The sequence below is a fragment of the Bradyrhizobium sp. USDA 4451 genome (genome assembly GCF_054822585.1).
The window spans coordinates 6,070,305-6,087,208 of sequence record NZ_JBTRCH010000001.1; the positions used below are offsets into that span (position 1 = coordinate 6,070,305).

Annotated in this window: 15 protein-coding genes; 7 read left to right on the forward strand and 8 right to left on the reverse strand. The window is 65.7% G+C overall.

From position 1 onward, the window contains the following. Window positions 1-5 precede the first annotated feature (5 nt). The 3 genes from ACVMB0_RS28090 (at window position 6) to ACVMB0_RS28100 (ending at window position 2,911) form a co-directional block, all read left to right on the forward strand. Window positions 6-1,091, forward strand: a complete 1,086-nt coding sequence (locus ACVMB0_RS28090; RefSeq protein ID WP_461348322.1) for an enolase C-terminal domain-like protein — start codon at window positions 6-8, stop codon at window positions 1,089-1,091. A gap of 58 nt (window positions 1,092-1,149) precedes the next feature. Then, window positions 1,150-2,082: a hypothetical protein gene (locus tag ACVMB0_RS28095; protein WP_456798013.1), complete on the forward strand. Its 933-nt coding sequence runs from the start codon at window positions 1,150-1,152 to the stop codon at window positions 2,080-2,082. 118 nt (window positions 2,083-2,200) lie between these two features. Then, entirely contained in the window at window positions 2,201-2,911 is a 711-nt protein-coding gene (locus ACVMB0_RS28100; protein ID WP_456798012.1) for a hypothetical protein, read from the forward strand. A gap of 27 nt (window positions 2,912-2,938) precedes the next feature. Here ACVMB0_RS28100 and ACVMB0_RS28105 read toward each other — a convergent pair whose 3' ends face one another. From ACVMB0_RS28105 to ACVMB0_RS28125, 5 genes are all read right to left on the reverse strand, one after another. Beyond that, on the reverse strand, window positions 2,939-3,772 hold the full coding sequence (locus ACVMB0_RS28105; protein ID WP_461348323.1) for a tetratricopeptide repeat protein: 834 nt from the start codon (window positions 3,770-3,772) through the stop codon (window positions 2,939-2,941). Window positions 3,773-3,910: 138 nt separating this feature from the next. Continuing rightward, window positions 3,911-5,329 (reverse strand): MFS transporter, encoded by a 1,419-nt coding sequence (locus ACVMB0_RS28110; protein WP_461348324.1) that lies wholly within the window; start codon window positions 5,327-5,329, stop codon window positions 3,911-3,913. 52 nt (window positions 5,330-5,381) lie between these two features. Then, window positions 5,382-6,755 carry an LLM class flavin-dependent oxidoreductase gene (locus tag ACVMB0_RS28115; protein WP_461348325.1) on the reverse strand — a complete coding sequence of 458 codons (1,374 nt, stop codon included), beginning with the start codon at window positions 6,753-6,755 and terminating at the stop codon, window positions 5,382-5,384. A 39-nt stretch (window positions 6,756-6,794) separates the two neighbouring features. Further along, the gene (locus ACVMB0_RS28120; protein WP_461348326.1) at window positions 6,795-7,994 is read right to left on the reverse strand and encodes a CaiB/BaiF CoA transferase family protein; all 1,200 of its coding nucleotides are present in this window, start codon (window positions 7,992-7,994) and stop codon (window positions 6,795-6,797) included. Beyond that, a complete protein-coding gene (locus ACVMB0_RS28125) occupies window positions 7,984-8,985 on the reverse strand; it encodes an HpcH/HpaI aldolase/citrate lyase family protein (protein ID WP_461348327.1) in 1,002 nt (333 codons plus the stop codon). The genes ACVMB0_RS28120 and ACVMB0_RS28125 overlap by 11 nt, the downstream gene beginning before the upstream one ends. Window positions 8,986-9,126: 141 nt before the next feature. On the opposite strand from ACVMB0_RS28125, the gene ACVMB0_RS28130 reads away from it, so the two are divergent. After that, a complete protein-coding gene (locus ACVMB0_RS28130; RefSeq protein WP_456754501.1) occupies window positions 9,127-10,026 on the forward strand; it encodes a LysR family transcriptional regulator in 900 nt (299 codons plus the stop codon). A gap of 18 nt (window positions 10,027-10,044) precedes the next feature. Here ACVMB0_RS28130 and ACVMB0_RS28135 read toward each other — a convergent pair whose 3' ends face one another. Then, on the reverse strand, window positions 10,045-10,596 hold the full coding sequence (locus tag ACVMB0_RS28135; protein WP_461348328.1) for a flavin reductase family protein: 552 nt from the start codon (window positions 10,594-10,596) through the stop codon (window positions 10,045-10,047). 215 nt (window positions 10,597-10,811) lie between these two features. Next, a complete protein-coding gene (locus ACVMB0_RS28140; RefSeq protein ID WP_461348329.1) occupies window positions 10,812-12,311 on the reverse strand; it encodes an NAD(P)H-hydrate dehydratase in 1,500 nt (499 codons plus the stop codon). 355 nt (window positions 12,312-12,666) lie between these two features. Here ACVMB0_RS28140 and ACVMB0_RS28145 point away from each other — a divergent pair, with 355 nt between their 5' ends. Together ACVMB0_RS28145 and glnA are read left to right on the forward strand one after the other, a co-directional pair. After that, window positions 12,667-13,005: a P-II family nitrogen regulator gene (locus ACVMB0_RS28145; RefSeq protein ID WP_044542445.1), complete on the forward strand. Its 339-nt coding sequence runs from the start codon at window positions 12,667-12,669 to the stop codon at window positions 13,003-13,005. A gap of 150 nt (window positions 13,006-13,155) precedes the next feature. After that, complete coding sequence (gene glnA / locus ACVMB0_RS28150; RefSeq protein ID WP_456733062.1) at window positions 13,156-14,565, forward strand: type I glutamate--ammonia ligase; 1,410 nt, start codon at window positions 13,156-13,158, stop codon at window positions 14,563-14,565. Between the two features lie 159 nt (window positions 14,566-14,724). Here glnA and ACVMB0_RS28155 read toward each other — a convergent pair whose 3' ends face one another. Next, entirely contained in the window at window positions 14,725-15,366 is a 642-nt protein-coding gene (locus ACVMB0_RS28155) for a TetR/AcrR family transcriptional regulator (RefSeq protein WP_456754498.1), read from the reverse strand. 159 nt (window positions 15,367-15,525) lie between these two features. Between ACVMB0_RS28155 and ACVMB0_RS28160 the strand changes: the two genes are divergently transcribed. Beyond that, window positions 15,526-16,893 carry an aminotransferase class III-fold pyridoxal phosphate-dependent enzyme gene (locus ACVMB0_RS28160; RefSeq protein WP_461348330.1) on the forward strand — a complete coding sequence of 456 codons (1,368 nt, stop codon included), beginning with the start codon at window positions 15,526-15,528 and terminating at the stop codon, window positions 16,891-16,893. Window positions 16,894-16,904: the final 11 nt, after the last annotated feature.

Below are 16,904 nucleotides of genomic sequence, written 5' to 3' on the forward strand. Positions count from 1 at the left end.
CGTCCATGGGCCAGACAGTTGCAGCGATCCGCGGAGTGAAGGCGCGAAGCGTCGTGGTGCCGCTCAAGCGTCCGGTGAAGAACGCCTTCGGCGTGATCGATTCCGGCCCGCTGGTCCTGATCGATGTCGAGACCGATCAAGGTGTTACCGGCCGTACCTACATCTTCGCCTACAGCAAGCTCACGCTTCACCCGCTTTGTTATCTGATCGAGGAGATCGGCCGCGAACTGGTCGGCAAGCCGGTCGCGCCGTTCGACCTGATGAAGGCGATGGACGCCAGGTTTCGGCTGCTCGGCTGGCAAGGCCTGGTCGGCATGGCGGTGTCCGGCCTCGACATGGCCTATTGGGACGTGCTCGGCCAGCTCGCCGGCCGGCCGCTGGTCGAGCTGCTCGGTGGCTCGGCAAAGCCGATCAGGGCCTATGACAGCTACGGCGTGGTCGATCCGGTGGCTGACGAGCGCGCGCTGCGCCGCTCGCTCGATCAGGGCTTTCGCGGCATCAAGATCAAGGGCGGCGACGGCGATGCCGCCAATGACGAGCGCGTCGTCAAGGGCGTGCGCGCCCTGCTCGGCCCCGACATCGCGCTGATGATCGACTTCAACCAGTCGCTCGATCCGGCGGAAGCGACCCGCCGCATCGCCCGGCTTGCCCCCTACGATCTGCACTGGATCGAGGAGCCGGTGCCGCAGGAAAGCCTGTCCGGCCACGCCAAGGTCCGCGAGACCTCGCCGACGCCGATCCAGGCCGGCGAGAACTGGTGGTTTCCGCGCGGCTTCGCCGAGGCGATCGCCGCCGGCGCATCCGACTTCATCATGCCCGACGTGATGAAGGTCGGCGGCGTCACCGGCTGGATGCAGGTCGCGGGACAGGCCGATGCCGCCTCGATCCCGATGTCGAGCCATCTGTTCGCCGAGGTCAGCGCGCATCTGCTGGCGGTGACGCCGACCGCGCACTGGCTCGAATTCCTCGACTTCGCCGGCGCGATTCTTACAAGGCCCGCCGAGATCGTCGACGGCGCGGTGACCGCGCGCGGTCCGGGGCTCGGCATCGAGTGGAACGAAGCGGCGGTGGCGAAATATCTGGTAAGCTAGATTCGATCCAGTCTCATCGCGCTTTGGCGCGTCGAAATGGGTGAGGAGCCCGGAGGTCGTGCCAGTTCCCCCGCGCCTTTCGACCACCTCATTCGGCAAGTCCCTGGTGTTGTCGAGGCTCGTCCTGACCGGCCTGATCGCCGCATGCCTCACCGGACCGGCGTCCGGCAAGGATCGCGACGACGACAGCGGCAACTCGAACGCGGCGCCGAATATCTATCTCGATTTGCGGACAAGCTACGCAACGGTGCCGGCCGGCGCCCTGCCGGTCGGTTTCGGCAGCCCGGCTCTCTTCAGCGCGCTGCAGTCGCTCGCGCTTGCCAAGGGCGGCTCGCTTCCCGCGAGCGTACCCCTGCCATCCCGCCAATCGCTTGCCGTCGATTTCCCCTTGACGGTGGATGTCTCCGATACGGTCTCGCTCTACGCCGGCATGTCCGGCACGACGACCTACGGGCCGGCGCAGGGTTGGTCACCCTTCGACGCCACCAGTTGGAACGTCGGGTTCCAGGCGGACCTCTACAGTCAGAACGGCGGCTCGATCCCGACCATCACCTGGCAATCGACGTTCACCCAGACAATCCCGAACGGGCCGACGGCCACGACGACCTTCAACAACATTCTCGAGTTCGACTACGCCTTCGATGAGGACGCGACACGGGGAATGCTGGCGGGCATCCAGGACACCCGCGTCGAGGTCGCGACCGCGTTGGCCAGGATCCATCCGAACGTCATCGGCTATGTCGGCGGCTATTATCAGTGGCCGAGCAATTGGAAATTCACCGGCCGCGCCGGCGTGCAATACTTTGGCGGCGCGCAGCTCCTGAGCTTCGCGCCGATCCAGTCCTTCACCCAGCCCATTCTCAGGCTCGATCTCGATCGGATGGACGACAACGACAATCGTCTGTTCGGGGTCACGGCCCAGATCATATGGGTACCGAAGCCATCCTATCAGCTGACGCTGAGAACGCCGCTTTATCTCGTGCGCAAGTGATGCAGCCTGCCGCTCTCGCAATCATGAATCGGCGGATGGGCGGCGGCTGCCCACCGGCGATCATGCGCTTCACCTTTGGCACGCATTGATGTAGGCCAACAGGACATCGGAGCGCCCAATGTCCACCACCAACAAGCTGACGCTCAAATTCCGTTGCCCGGCGGAGCTTGAGGGACTGATTCCGCGGCCCATCCCGGCGGCCCAGGGTGTTCCCGACTGGCTCAAGGCGATGCCGGCGACGGCGTTCTCCTCGATCAACCTGCACGACGAGGACACCATCAAGCGCTGCCCGCCATTCGTCGATGCGATGACCTGCGGATTCCTGCTGCCGCTGGTCTGCGATCTCAAGATCGAGGACGGCGAGATCACCTGGGACCACGACCTGCCGCCGGGAGGCACGCCCGAATTCCCGCGCTCGCCGATCGGATTTCACGACCCCGGTCAGGTCACCGGCACCCCGCTGTTCGAAGAGGGCCGCTTCTTCCTCAAATTCCACAATCTGTGGACCGTCGAAGCGCCCGAAGGCTACGCGGTCTACTTCACGCATCCCGTCAACCGTTTCGACCTGCCGTTCACCACGCTCACCGGCCTGGTCAATTCCGATCTCTATGCCGACAATTGGGTGCATTTCCCGGCGTACTGGCACGACAGGAATTTCAGAGGCGTCCTGCCCAAGGGCACTCCGATCGCGCAGTGCATTCCGGTGAAGCGCGACAGCTGGACCGCGCAGGCATCGCCGTTCACCACGGATGAAGCCAAGCGCGTCGGCGAATTTCGCGGCGAGCTCAAGCGCGAGCCCAACCTCTACCGCAGAAAATTCAGGGCTTGACGCACGACGGGGTGTCGTCCGCTGCGCTCAGCCTGCGTCACCACCGAGGAATTTCGCGGCCGCGCGCTGCGAGAAGAAGAAGCGGCCATGCGACCCCGCGGCCATGACGAATGCCGCGCGTCCCAATAGCTGGGGCTGCCCCCTGACGACGGCACGCAGCGCCGCCTCGGCTGCGCCGCGCTCACCCTGTTCGAACAGGGATGACGCGAGATGGGCACGGGTCAAGCGGTCGTCCGGATACAGCGCGAGCGCGCGGCGCAGCGCATCCGCGGCCGCGGCGTAATCACCATGAAGGATCAGGACTCGCCCGAGCTGGCTAAGGACGTCGGGACGTTCCGGTGCAGCCCGATGCGCGGCAGTGAGGACGCTCACAGCCCGCTCGATCCGGCCGGCATCGTGCAACAGGCGCCCCAAATCGTACTTCAGGTCGACGCTGTCAGGAGCCAGCGCAAGGGCGGCCTCGATCGTACCGATCGCCTCGTCGTGGTCACCGGCCTTGGCGAGCTGGCCGGCGAGTTCCCGGAACGAGGGGAGGTATGGCGGCCGGCGCGCTGCCGTGCGGCGAAGCTGCGCAATCCCGTCCGGCGCGCGACCCGCGCCACACAGCAACGCGCCAAGCAGGGTTTCAACCTCGCCGTCCTCGCCGCGGCGCGCAACCCGCTCGAGCGGCGCGATCGCCTCGTCGCCTCGCTTCTGCCCCATCAGTGCATGCGCCAGCAGCAGCGCGGCGTGCCGGTCCGTGCGGTTCGATTTCAGGATGTTGGTCGCGATCTGCTCGGCCTGAGCAAACTGCTGCGCCCGCAACGCCAAGGCGCCTTGTTGCAGCGCCTGAGCAAGGAAATTGTTCTGCCTGCCACTCACGAGCGAGATTCACGGTGCCGAGGGAATTTCCTGCGCGTTTAGCCCGCATCCCGCGACGCGTCCACCAAAAGTATCGTGAGACATGGCCACGAGCCGATGTCCGCATGCACGGATCATGCGGACATCACGCGCTTGATTTCACTCGCCGCCGGCGATCGCTCCGGGGCTCGGTTGCAGCTTGCCGCGTGCCTGCGCGAGCGGCCCCTCACCGTCCATCGCCTCCGGCCGCAACGCCTCCAGCGGACGCTTGCGGGTCTCGATGCCGAGCACCGCGACCGCGACCGCCTGCACCACCAGCAGCCCGGCCACGACCAAGACGACGCCGGTGACGCCGAACCTCGTGAACAGCTCGACCACGGCGAACGGCGTGATGATCGACATCAGCCGGCCGGCCGTGTTGCAGATGCCGGATCCGCGCATCCTGAGCTCGGTGGGGAACAGCTCGGGGATGTACAGCCCCCAGGCCAGCGCCAGCATCACCGCCACCGTGAACACCAGCAGGAAGCCGATCACGACGAAGGCAACCGGATTGATGAACATCGGATAGATCAGCCCGAGCCCGGCCGCCGCGAGCGACAGCACGATCAGCGACGGCTTGCGGTCGATCTTCTCGCCGATCCACATGCCGGATAACGTGCCGAGTGGGCTGCCGAGCGTCATCAGCATGGTGTAGCCGAGCGACGACGACAGGTTGATGCCCTGCTTGACGAAGAAGGTCGGAATCCAGGCGATGAAGCCGTAGACCGCGGTGTTGAGCCCGATCAGGATCATGCAGCCGACGATGGTCCGCGCGATCAATGCGCGCGAGAACAGCCGCGTGAAGCTGGTATCGGGCCGGACCGGAGCGGGCTGATAGGCCGGGGTCGGCAGCGTCTCGCCGCTGCCGACCTCCTGCTCGATCGCAGCCAGCACGGCCTCCGCTTCCGCGCTCTTGCCTTGCGTCTCCAGCCAGCGCGGCGATTCCGGCAGCGAGCGCCGCAGGAACCAGACGATCATCGCGCCGATGCCGCACAGCGCGAACATCCAGCGCCAGCCGAGATGCGGAATGACGACCCAGCCGACCAGCGTCGCGACGAACAACGCGCCGTTGGTGCAGGTCGCGAGCGCCGCGCCCCAGCGCCCGCGCTGCTGCGGCGGGATGAATTCGCTGAGCACGACATAGCCGACGACGATCTCGGCGCCGAGCCCGAGGCCCATCACGAAGCGCGCCGCGATCAGCCAGTTCATCGACGGCGCCAGCGTCGCCGCCAGCGCGCTGATGCCAAAGATCAGGAGGTTGGCCTGATAGGCGAACTTCCGTCCGAGGCGGTCGCCGGCGACGCCTGCCAGCCAGGCGCCGATCAGCATCCCGACAAACGTCGCCGAGATGAAGCGCGCATTCTGGGCGAGGTCCGAATATCCGGACTGGACCAGCGCGCCCAGGATGCTGCCGGCGAGGAAAATCTCGAAGCCATCGACGAACAGTCCGGCTCCGATCAGCGCGAAGATCCGGTAGTGAAATCCCGAGATCGGCAACCTGTCGAGCCGCCCGCCCGCGTTGACGCCTGTCGTGGTCAATTCTGCCTCCCTGATTTTGTTTTTTGATCGTTGTCTGATGTTCGTGCCGGCGTCATCCGGTCGAAACGCGCGCCTCCTCGCAGGCCTTGCTTGCACGCGCGGCTTCCGGCCGCGGCAAACCGAGGTTCTCGCGCAGGGTGTCGCCCTGGTATTCGCGCTGGAACAGGCCGCGGCGCTGCAGCTCGGGCACCACCAGGCGCACGAAGTCCTGGTAGGTGCCGGGCACATGGGTGGCGGCGACGACAAAGCCGTCGCAGCCGCCTTCGGAGAACCAGCGCTCCATCTGATCGGCGACGGCCTTGGGCGAGCCGACGAAGGTCGGCAGTTCGGCGAGCGTCCCTCGACCGCTGAACTGGACGAAGTCGCGCGGGGTCGGGTTGGGCTTGCCGCAGAGATTCATGACGCGGTCGCGGATCGCCTGCAGCCCGCTGATCGAGGCCAGTTCATCCGACGTGAACGGCTCGTCCATTGGCTTGGCCGCGAAATCGTAGTTCAAGACCTCCGACAACAGCGTCAGCGCATCGATCGGCTTGGCGAGGGCGTCGATCGCCGCGAACTTGTCCTCGGCCTCGGCCTGGGTCTCGGCGACAACCGGGTAGACCGCCGGCGCGATGCTGATGTCCCTGCCCGTCTTCGCCAATGTTCCCTTCAAATCGGCATATTGCCGCTTGGCGATGTCGAGAGTGGGATAGATCACGAAGATCAGCTCACCCCAGCGCGCCGCGAAGGTCTTGCCGCGGCCGCTCTGCCCGGCCTGGATGACCACCGGATGCCCCTGCGGCGAGCGCGGCACCGTGAACGGCCCGCGCGAGCGGAAGAACTGCCCGTGATGATCGAGCCGGTGCACCTTCGCCGGGTCGGCGAACAGGCCGCTCTCGCGGTCAAAGCGGACCGCGCCGTCCTCCCAGCTATTCCAGTGCCCGAGCACGACTTCCATGAACTCGTCGGCCCGGTCGTAGCGCAGATCATGGCTGAGATGCCGCGAGGCGCCGAAATTCGCCGCCTCGGAATCGTTCAGCGAGGTCACCACGTTCCAGGCGGCGCGGCCGCCCAGCAGCAGGTCCATCGTCGCGAACACCCGCGCGACATGGAACGGCTCGTAATAGGTGGTCGAGTAAGTCACGCCGATGCCGAGCCGCTCGGTCGCCAGTCCCATCGTCAGCGCGACCGCAACCGGATCGAGCTTGGCCGCGCGCACGCCGTGGCGGACGGTCTCGCGGAAATCGTCGCCGAAGCGATCGGGGATCGCGAGCCGGTCGTCGAAGAAGGCGAGATGGAATTTGCCGTGCTCCAGCGTGCGGCCGATCTCCTGATAATACTCGCGCGAGAACCAGTTCGGTCGCGCCTCCGGGTGGCGCCAGGAGGCCGGATAGTTCGAGCAATTCTGGGCCTGCAGGAAGCCGATCAGTTTCATCTGCCTGGTCATGGCGTCGTTCCTTCGTGGCCGCAGGATAATGGGTTCATGTCAGATCACCCCGTCGTTGCGCAGCGCGGCGAGCGCCGCCGCCGTTGCGCCGGCAAGCGAGGTCAGGATTTCATCGGTATGCGCGCCGAGCGCCGCGCCGGCATGCTGGAACTGCGGCGGCGTGCGGGACATCTTCGGGATTGCGCTCGGCACCGCGATCGGCCCGGCACGCGACGGCACCTCCACGATATTGCCGCGGGCGCGGTACTGCGGATCGGCGAAGATGTCGCTGATGCTGTAGATCGGCCCGCACGGCACGTCATAGCGTTCGCATTCCGCAAGCGCCGTCTCGAGCGGCATGGAGCCGATCCAGTCGGCGACCATCCCGTTGACCTCCTCGCGCCGCGCCAGCCGCCCGGCCATTGCCGCATAGCGCGGATCGGTCGCAAGCTCGGGGCGCTGCATGGCTTGCGCCAGGCGCTCGAACATCTTGTCGCTCGAGCAGGCCAGCGCCACCCATTTGCCGTCGGCGGTCTGGTAATGGCTGTGCGGCACGACGTTGACCGTGTCGGCGCCCAGCCGCTCGCGGACGAAGCCGGTCTTGGCAAACACGGTCGCCATCTCGTCGAGCAGGCGGAACACCGATTCATAGAGGGCGATGTCGACGACCTGGCCATGTCCGGTGGCGTCGGCATGGCGCAGCGCCAACAGCACCCCGAGCGCGCCCCATAGCCCCGAGATGTAATCGGCGAGCGAGGTCGAGCCCGGCATCACCGGCTGGCGTCCGGCCTCGCCGGCGAGGTAAGCGAGCCCGCTGAACCCGTGGGCGATCCGGGCAAAGCCCGGCTTGTCGCGCAACGGGCCGTCCTGTCCGTAGGCGCTGATCCGCAGCATCACGAGCCTGGGGTTGATCTCGCGCAGCGCCTCGAAGCCGAGGCCCCATTTCTCCAGCGTGCCCGGCCGGAAATTCTCCAGCACCACGTCCGACTGGCGCACCAGCTCGCGGAACAGCGCGGCACCCTGCGCGTCCCGCAGGTCGAGCGTGACCGATTTCTTGTTGCGGGCCTCGCTGAGCCAGACGTAGCTGTCGCCGCATTCGCTCGGCGTGCCGAACCGCCGCAAGGGATCGCCTGTGCCGGGCTGCTCGATCTTGATCACCTCGGCGCCGAAGTCGGACAGCACGGTCCCGCAGAATGGCGCCGCCACGAAGGTCGCGATGTCGAGCACCCGAACGCCGGCCAGCGGCGGCTCATGCGACATTGCGTGCCCCCTCCCTGCCCGCCGCCGCGATCGCCTCGTGACGGTCGATGATCGCCTGCGCGCGCTTCAGCACCGCGAGGTCGATCAGCACGCCGTCCTGCCCGAAGGCGCCGTCGCCGCCGGCACTCGCGGATTGGATTTTGGCCGCGATCTCGCACGCCCAGCCGATCTCCCGCGCGGTGGGCGAGAAAATTTCATTGGCGATCTCGAGCTGCGCGGGATGGATCGCCCATTTGCCTTCGAAGCCGAGCGCGGCCGCCCGCGCGGCGCTGGCGCGAAAGCCCGCGACATCGCCGAAATTGGCGTAGGGGCCGTCGATCGCGCGCAGGCCGTGGGCACGGCAGGCGTTGGCGATGCGGGCCAGCGCGAAATGCCACTGGTCGTTCCAGTGCATCTGGCGCGCGCCGCCCTCGCCGGCATCGGTGAGCACCGCATAGCGCGGATCGGACGCGCCGATGATCTCGCCGCAGGTGCGCAGGTCGATCGAGTAATCGCCGATGCCGAAGATGACGGCCTCCAGCCGCTCCGACGCCTGCACGATGTCCTCGACATTGGCGAGGCCGAGCGTGGTCTCGATCAGGATCTCGATGCCGAGCGGCTTTGCGCGCGGGAACTCGCGTTCGAGCCCGGTCAGCAGCGCGTCGACGAAACGGACGTCGAAGGCGGTGCCGACCTTCGGCACCATGACGAGGTCGAGGCGCGGCGCGCGACTGACGATCTCGATGATGTCGCGATGCGCCCATTCGGTGTCGAGCCCGTTGATCCGCACCGCCAGCGTCTTGTTGCCCCAGTCGATCCGGTTCAGCGCCTCGATCGCGATCTCGCGCGCCTCGACCTTGCGCGGCGGTGCCACCGCATCCTCGAGATCGAGGAAGATGAAGTCGGCCGCGCTGTTCGCCGCGCGCTCGAAGAAGTGGGTGGAGGTGGCCGGAACCGCGAGCTCGGAACGCTGGACGCGGCGTGTCCGCGGCTTGGTGACGGTGAAGGACATGAAGCTTCTTTTCTGCATCGCGCCGCCGGATCGTCTCCCGCGGCCAATGCAATCATGCTAGATGTCCGACACTGATCTTTCTAACGAGATTATCTTAAGAACTGTTCAGTTTGTCGGGATAATCTCTGCGGGGCACAATCGATGTCGCAGATCAATTTCAAGCTGCTGCACATGTTCATTGCGGTTGCCGAGAACAAGAGCTTTCGCCAGGCTTCCGAGCAGCTCAACCGCTCGCAATCCGCGGTCAGCATGCAGATCAAGCTGCTGGAGGACCAGGTCGGCGCCGCGCTGTTTCACCGCACCACGCGGCGCGTCGAACTGACCGCGGAAGGATTGCAGTTGCTCACGCATGCGCGACGCGCGCTGGGCGAATGGGAGAACGGTCTGCGCGAGATCCGCGAGGTGATCGACATCCAGCGCGGCACGCTGTCGCTCGCCTGCGTGCCGACCATCGCCGCGACCGTCCTGCCGCAAGCGCTGCATGCCTTCCAGGCGAGCTATCCCGGCATCAACATCAATCTGCGCGAGCTCGCGGCCGAGGACATGCTGGACTGCCTGCGCCGGCGTGAGGCCGATTTCGGCATCGGACCGGAGATGGACGGCTCGACCGAGTTTCAGTTTGCACCATTGTTCAACGATCCGATCTATGCCCTGGCGACCAGGGCGTTCCCGTTTCGCAAGCGCAGCTCGGTCGATCTCACCGAATTGTCCGCCTACCCGATCCTGCTCAACTCCAAATCGGCGGCGCTGCGCTCGATGCTGGAGCGCGCGCTCGCGGTGCGTAACCTTCAGATGAAGATCAAGTTCGAGGTCGAGCACAGCTATACGCTGGCCGCGCTGGCCGGCGCCGGCCTTGGCGTCGGCATTTTGCCGAAGGTCGCCCTGCCGCGGCCGGTCAGGAAGACGATGCAGGCGCTGCCGATCACGAATCCGACGCTGGAGCGCACGGTCTGCATCGTCTCGCTGCGGGGCCAATCTTTCTCGCCGGCCGCCAGCGCGCTGACGTCAGTGGTTCACAAATTCCTCAAGCCGCGCCCCTGAGCCGTCGGTCGTCAGTCGTCACGCCGGAGCGAGCGCGCGGAATGCGCCGCCGAAATAGATCAGCGGTGTCTCCCCGTCACGCAAATGCATCGCGCGCACCGCGCCGACGAAAATCGAATGCGTGTCGTGCGCATGTTCGTCGATCAGCTCGCAATCGAGCCCGATCAGCGCTCCTTTAAGGATCGGCGCGCCCGTGGCAAGCGACAGCCAGCCGTCACTTTCCCTGAAGCGACTGTCCCGCTCGATGCCGCGGCGGCCGGCGAACACGTTGGCGAGTTCGGCCTGGTCGGCATGCAGCATGTTGACGCCGAACGCGGCCGTGCGCCGGATCAGGCCATGCGCGCTCGCCGCGCGGTTGATGCAGGCGATCAGCCGCGGCGGCGTGTCGGACAGCGAGCAGACCGACGTCGCGGTCATTCCGGTCCGGTCGCCCGGCCCGCCCGCGGACAGGATCGTCACCGCACCGGCGTGATGGCGCATCGCCGCGCGATAGGACGCCGGGTCGACGCTCCCGTGAAACGGAGCGTCGGTCCGCTCGGTGGCGGAAAGCGGATTGCTCGGTGCGTTCATCGAATTGGTCCATGCGAGGCAACGATCGCGATCGTATAGGCCAGCCGGACCGATCGAAGAAACGCAAATATCTAACCAGTTGTTCAGTTCCTGCGAACAATGCGGGGCGGCGGCTGCCACGCAAGAGACCCGGCGTCCCGGTGCGCCGGCTTCAGCGGTGCTCAAGGCGAGCGGCGAAGTGGTGCCGCATTTCCGAGAGGCCTTCGCAGGGCCGCCTAATACTCGATCCCGAACTCGTCATAGAGGCGGCGGAACACGGCCGGCAGCACCTCGGTCAGATCCTCGGCGATCAGGCCGGGCCCGGCCTCGCCGGCCGCCTCGCCGTGCAACCAGACGCCGATGCTGGCGGCCTCGAAGGCCGCGACGCCCTGCGCCAGGAAGCCTGCGATGATGCCTGATAGCACGTCGCCGGCGCCGGCGGTGGCAAGCCAGGGCGGCGCGTTGGCGGCGATGGTGGCGCGGCCGTCGGGCGAGGCGACCACCGTGTCGGCGCCCTTCAGCAGCACCACCGCGCCGGAGCGCTCGGCCGCGGCGCGGACGCGCTCGAGCTTGGAGCGGCCGGGATGCTTGTTGGAGATGTCGCTGAACAGCCGCGGAAACTCGCCCTCATGCGGGGTCAGCACCACCCCGTGTCCATCGGACGCCTTGATCGCCTCGAACAACCGGTCCGGCGAGCCGGCGAAACTCGTCAGCGCGTCGGCGTCGAGCACCAGGTGGCGCTGCGCCGACAGCGCGGTGTGCACGAAGTCGCGGGTCCGCGCGCTGACGCCGGCACCGGGGCCGATCACGCAGGCGTTGAGGCGCTTGTCGTCGAGCAGTTCGGCGAACTGGATCGGGTTGTCGACCGCGCGCACCATCACCGCGGTCAGCGCCGCCGCGTTGACGGCCAGCGCATCGCGCGGCGAAGACAGCGTCACGAGGCCGGCGCCGGCCCGCAGCGCCGCGCGCGCGGCAAGCCGCGCCGCGCCGGTCGAGGCGAGATCGCCCGACACCACGACGGCATGCCCCCTCGCATATTTGTGGCCGTCGATCCGCGGCACCGGAAACGACCAGCGCCAGACCTGCGGCACGTTCTCCGCGGTCAGCGGCTTGATCTCGTCGAGCACCTGCGCGTCGATCCCGATCTCGGCGACGCGCACCCGGCCGCAATAGATCCGGCCCGGCAGCAGCAGATGCGCGGGCTTCTTGCGGAAGAAGGTGACGGTCTCGGTCGCCTGCACGGCCGCGCCCATCACGGCACCCGTGGTGCCGTTGATGCCGCTCGGCAGGTCGACCGCTAGCACCGGCGTACCGTTGGCGTTGATGGCCGCGATCATCTCCAGCGGATCGCCCTTGACCGGCCGGTTGAGGCCCGCGCCGAATAACGCGTCGATGATCAGCGCCGGCTTGCCGAGCGCCTGCGGATTGAACGGCAGCACCGGATATTTCCAGCCCTTGGCCGCCAGCGCCGCGTCGCCCTGCAGGCTGTCGCGCTCGCAGAGCAGGATCACCGAGACCTCGCGGCCGCGCGCGGCAAGCTCGGCGGCGGCGACAAAGCCGTCGCCGCCATTGTTGCCGCGGCCGGCGACCACGACGATCGGCCCCTCCTCGACCAGGTCCATCGCGGCTTCAGCGACGGCCTGGCCGGCACTCATCATCAGCGCAAAGCCCGGGGTGCCGGCTGCGATGGTCAGCCGGTCGGCGCGCTCCATCTCGGTTGTGGTCAGAACGTCCATGCCGAATCCTCAATCGCTTCGCCTTTTCGAGAGGCAATTCCTGTGACGTTCGCGGGACTTCTCATGACCGAATGCATACGGATTGATCTATTTGCCTATTTGTTAGGCTTGGATATCATAGCCCATGTGGTTCGATATCAACCGATTGCCTGTTAAAAGGCTGATAACGTTCCGAAATCGGGGACCTTAACAACTTGGCATAGACCCTGCTTTTGAGGAAGCCGCGTACAAGGGCCGCATCATGCGACCATTGCGCGTGTTTCCGGCCACAAGCCGGAAGGCTTACGACCAACCTGACTGCGCCCCACGCGCATCGAACTCGACCCTGCAATCTGCAATGCCCGGGAGGCGCTCAGTGAAGAAGATTGAAGCCATCATCAAGCCCTTCAAGCTCGACGAGGTGAAAGAAGCGCTCCAGGAAGTCGGACTGCAAGGCATCACCGTGACCGAGGCCAAGGGATTTGGCCGCCAGAAGGGCCACGCCGAACTCTATCGCGGTGCGGAATACATCGTCGACTTCCTGCCCAAGGTGAAGATCGAAATCGTGATCGGCGACGAGCTGGTCGAGAAGGCGATCGACGCGATCCGCCGCGCGGCCCAGACCGGGCGGATCGGCGACGGCAAGATCTTCGTCTCCAACATCGAGGAAGCCATCCGCATCCGGACCGGCGAATCCGGGCTGGACGCTATTTAAGGGCGGTGCTATCCGGAATTTCTGACGGCAAAAGAGAAAAAAGGCTGCTTCGGCAGCCTGATTTCGTTTGAGCAGTCACACGAACCCGCCAAAAGCGGGAATAACGTCGCTCACCGCTGGAAACCGACCCGCACATCATAAGGGGTATTCATGAAGACCGCCAAAGACGTCCTGAAATCGATCAAGGACAACGACGTCAAGTACGTCGACCTGCGCTTCACCGATCCGCGCGGCAAGTGGCAGCACGTCACCTTCGACGTCAGCATGATCGACGATGACATCTTCGCCGAGGGCACGATGTTCGACGGCTCGTCGATCGCCGGCTGGAAGGCGATCAATGAATCCGACATGTGCCTGATGCCCGACCCCGTTACCGCGACGATCGATCCGTTCTTCGCCGAGACCACCATGGTCATCACCTGCGACGTGCTCGAGCCGACCACTGGCGAGCCCTACAACCGCGATCCCCGCGGCATCGCCAAGAAGGCCGAGGCGATGGTGAAGTCGATGGGCGTGGGCGACACCGTGTTCGTCGGCCCCGAGGCCGAGTTCTTCGTGTTCGACGACGTTCGCTACTCGGCCGATCCCTACAACACCGGCTTCCGCCTCGACTCCTCGGAACTGCCGATCAATTCGTCGACCGAATATGAAGGCGGCAATCTCGGCCACCGCATCCGCACCAAGGCCGGCTACTTCCCGGTGCCGCCGCAGGACTCGGTGCAGGACATGCGCTCCGAGATGCTCGGCGCGATGGCCAAGATGGGCGTCAAGGTCGAGAAGCACCACCACGAGGTCGCGTCCGCCCAGCACGAGCTCGGCATGAAGTTCGACACCCTGACGCTGATGGCCGACCAGATGCAGGTCTACAAGTACTGCATCCACCAGGTCGCCCACATCTACGGCAAGACCGCAACCTTCATGCCGAAGCCGGTCTATGGCGACAACGGCTCGGGCATGCACGTCCACCAGTCGATCTGGAAGGAGGGCAAGCCGACCTTCGCCGGCAACAAGTACGCCGACCTGTCGGAGACCTGCCTGCACTACATCGGCGGCATCATCAAGCACGCCAAGGCGATCAACGCCTTCACCAACCCGTCGACCAACTCCTACAAGCGCCTGGTCCCGGGCTATGAGGCGCCGGTGCTGCTCGCCTACTCCGCGCGCAACCGTTCGGCGTCCTGCCGCATTCCCTATACGGCGAACCCGAAGGCCAAGCGCGTCGAGGTGCGCTTCCCCGACCCGATGGCTAACCCCTATCTCGGCTTCGCCGCGATGCTGATGGCCGGCCTCGACGGCATCAAGAACAAGATCGATCCGGGTCCGGCGATGGACAAGGACCTCTACGATCTGCCGAAGGAAGAGCTGAAGCAGATCCCGACCGTCTGCGGCAGCTTGCGCGAAGCGCTCGAGAGCCTCGACAAGGATCGCGCGTTCCTCAAGAACGGCGGCGTGTTCGACGACGACTTCATCGACGCCTATATCGAGCTGAAGATGACCGAGGTCGCCCGTTTCGAAATGACCCCGCACCCGGTCGAGTTCGAGATGTACTACTCGCTGTAAGTCTTGCAGCACGCACGAATGCGAAAGGCGCTTCCGATGGGAGCGCCTTTTGTTTTGAACGGTGCTAGGATAGGTAGAGCGCAGCGAAACCCATCGACTCTGGTCCGCGGAAACATGATGGGTTTCGCGTCGCTCCACCCATCCTACAGTTCTGCGCACTTACTTTCGCGCCTTGCGATCATTCGACAGCCGGCTCGCGAATCCCTGGGTCGCCGCGATCAGCGTCTCGATCGCGCGTGACGAGCGCGCCTTGTTCGGCTTCGCCAGCTCCTGCAACAGCAGGCCGTCGATACCGGCCAGCATGAAGCGGGCGACGTCGGCGCATCCCGCCGCATCGAGCTCGCCGGTTCGCACCGCGACGCCTTGCAGGATGTCCTGATAGACCTTGATGTAGGCGTCGTACTGATAGGCCGCTAGCCCGGCCGCATCGTCACGGCGGAGCGCATAGAGCGTGAGTTCATACTGCACGATCTGCAGCTCGAGCGTTCGCGTCAGATAGCGCCAGCCGGCGCGCAGGGATTCGCGGATACAGCTCGCGATGTCGGCGCTATCGCCGGTTTCCTCGCGCAGCGCCGTGGTGGTCTCGTCGATCAGATGTTCAAGCACCGCGAGCAGCAGCGCGCTCTTGCTCTCGAAATGATAGTGCAGCGTGGCGAGGCGGACGCCGGCGCCGGCCGCGATGTCGCGCGTCGTGGTCGCCGCGACGCCGCCGGTGCCGAGTGCCTGCAAGGCGCCCTCGATGATCTGGCGCCGCGTCCGTTCGCCCTTGGCACCGACCGCCTCACGTCCCGCGATTGCCATCCATTTCTCCAATGCGCTCAACGATTGTTTATCCCGTGCCGCACAAATTTGCATGTTGCACAAAATTGGTCATTTGACCAATTTTGTCTCCTGTGTTTATCCTTGCGGCAATGAGCACCGGATGAACCGGGGACAACACTCGTCGAGAGGAACGGGACCATGACCGCAGCCACCGCTCGCAACAACGACACGCTGACCCGTCACGTCGTCTACCCCTTCGCCAATGCCAACTTCCTCGCTGAGAACCCGCCAATCTGCATCGAGGGCGGCGAAGGCGTCTATGTCTCGGACGGCCATGGCGGCCGCTATCTCGACGGACAGGCCGGGCTGTGGAACGTCAATGTCGGGCATGGCCGACCCGAGATCAAACAGGCGATCATCGAGCAGCTCGATCGGCTCAGCTTCTATTCGACCTTCGGTAACACCACCAACAGCCCGTCCGTCGCGCTCGCCGACGAGCTCTGCCGGTTGGCTGCGCCGGAGGGCATGGTGCGCGCATTCTTCTCGTCCGGCGGCTCGGAGGCCAACGAGGCGGCGATCAAGCTCGCCAAGCAATATTGGCGGCTCGCCGGCCAGCCGCTGCGCACCAAGATCATCTCGCTGCGCGGCGCCTATCATGGCGTGACATTGGGAGCGCTGTCGGCCGGCGGCGTCAACGTCTACAAGGAGCAATTCACGCCGCTGCTGCCGGGCTTCTTCCAGGTCGAGACGCCGCACGTCTATCGCAACCCGTTCACGTCGGACCCGGAGGCGCTCGGCCGGCTCTGCGCCGAGTTGCTCGAGCGCGAGATCGTCTATCAGGGACCGGACAGCGTCGCCGCCTTCATGGCCGAACCGGTGCAGGGCGCCGGCGGCGTGATCGTGCCGCCGGCGAATTTCTGGCCGCTGCTGCGCGAGGTCTGCGACCGCCACGGCGTGCTGCTGATCGCCGACGAGGTCGTCACCGGGTTCGGCCGCTCGGGGAGCATGTTCGGCAGCCGCGCCTGGGGCGTCAAACCCGACATCATGGTGTTCGCCAAGGGGATCAACAGCGGCTACATCCCGCTCGGTGCCACCTTGATCAACGCGAAGGTCGCAGCTGCTTTTCAGTCCGACGACAAGTCGCAATTCACGCCACGCGCCTTCATGCACGGCAATACCTATGCCGGCCATCCCCTCGCCTGCGCCGCCGCGATCGCCAATTTGCGCATCGTCGAACAGGAGGAGCTGCCGGCCAATGCCGGCAAGGTCGGCGCCTATCTGCTGGCGCGGTTGAAGGACATCCAGAAGCGTCATCCCAATATGGGCGACGTGCGCGGCAAGGGGCTGATGCTCGGCATCGAGCTGGTCGCCGATCCCGCGACCAAGCGGCCGTTCGACCTCGCGGAGAATTTCGGCCAGCGCATCTGGGAGCGCTGCGTCGCCAAGGGCGTCCTGATCCGCAACCTCGCCGACACCTTCATCATCTCCCCGCCGCTGACGTTCACCACCGAACACGCCGACAAGATCGCAGATACGTTCGACGAGGCAATCAGCGCGGTGGAATAGCTCAACACGAG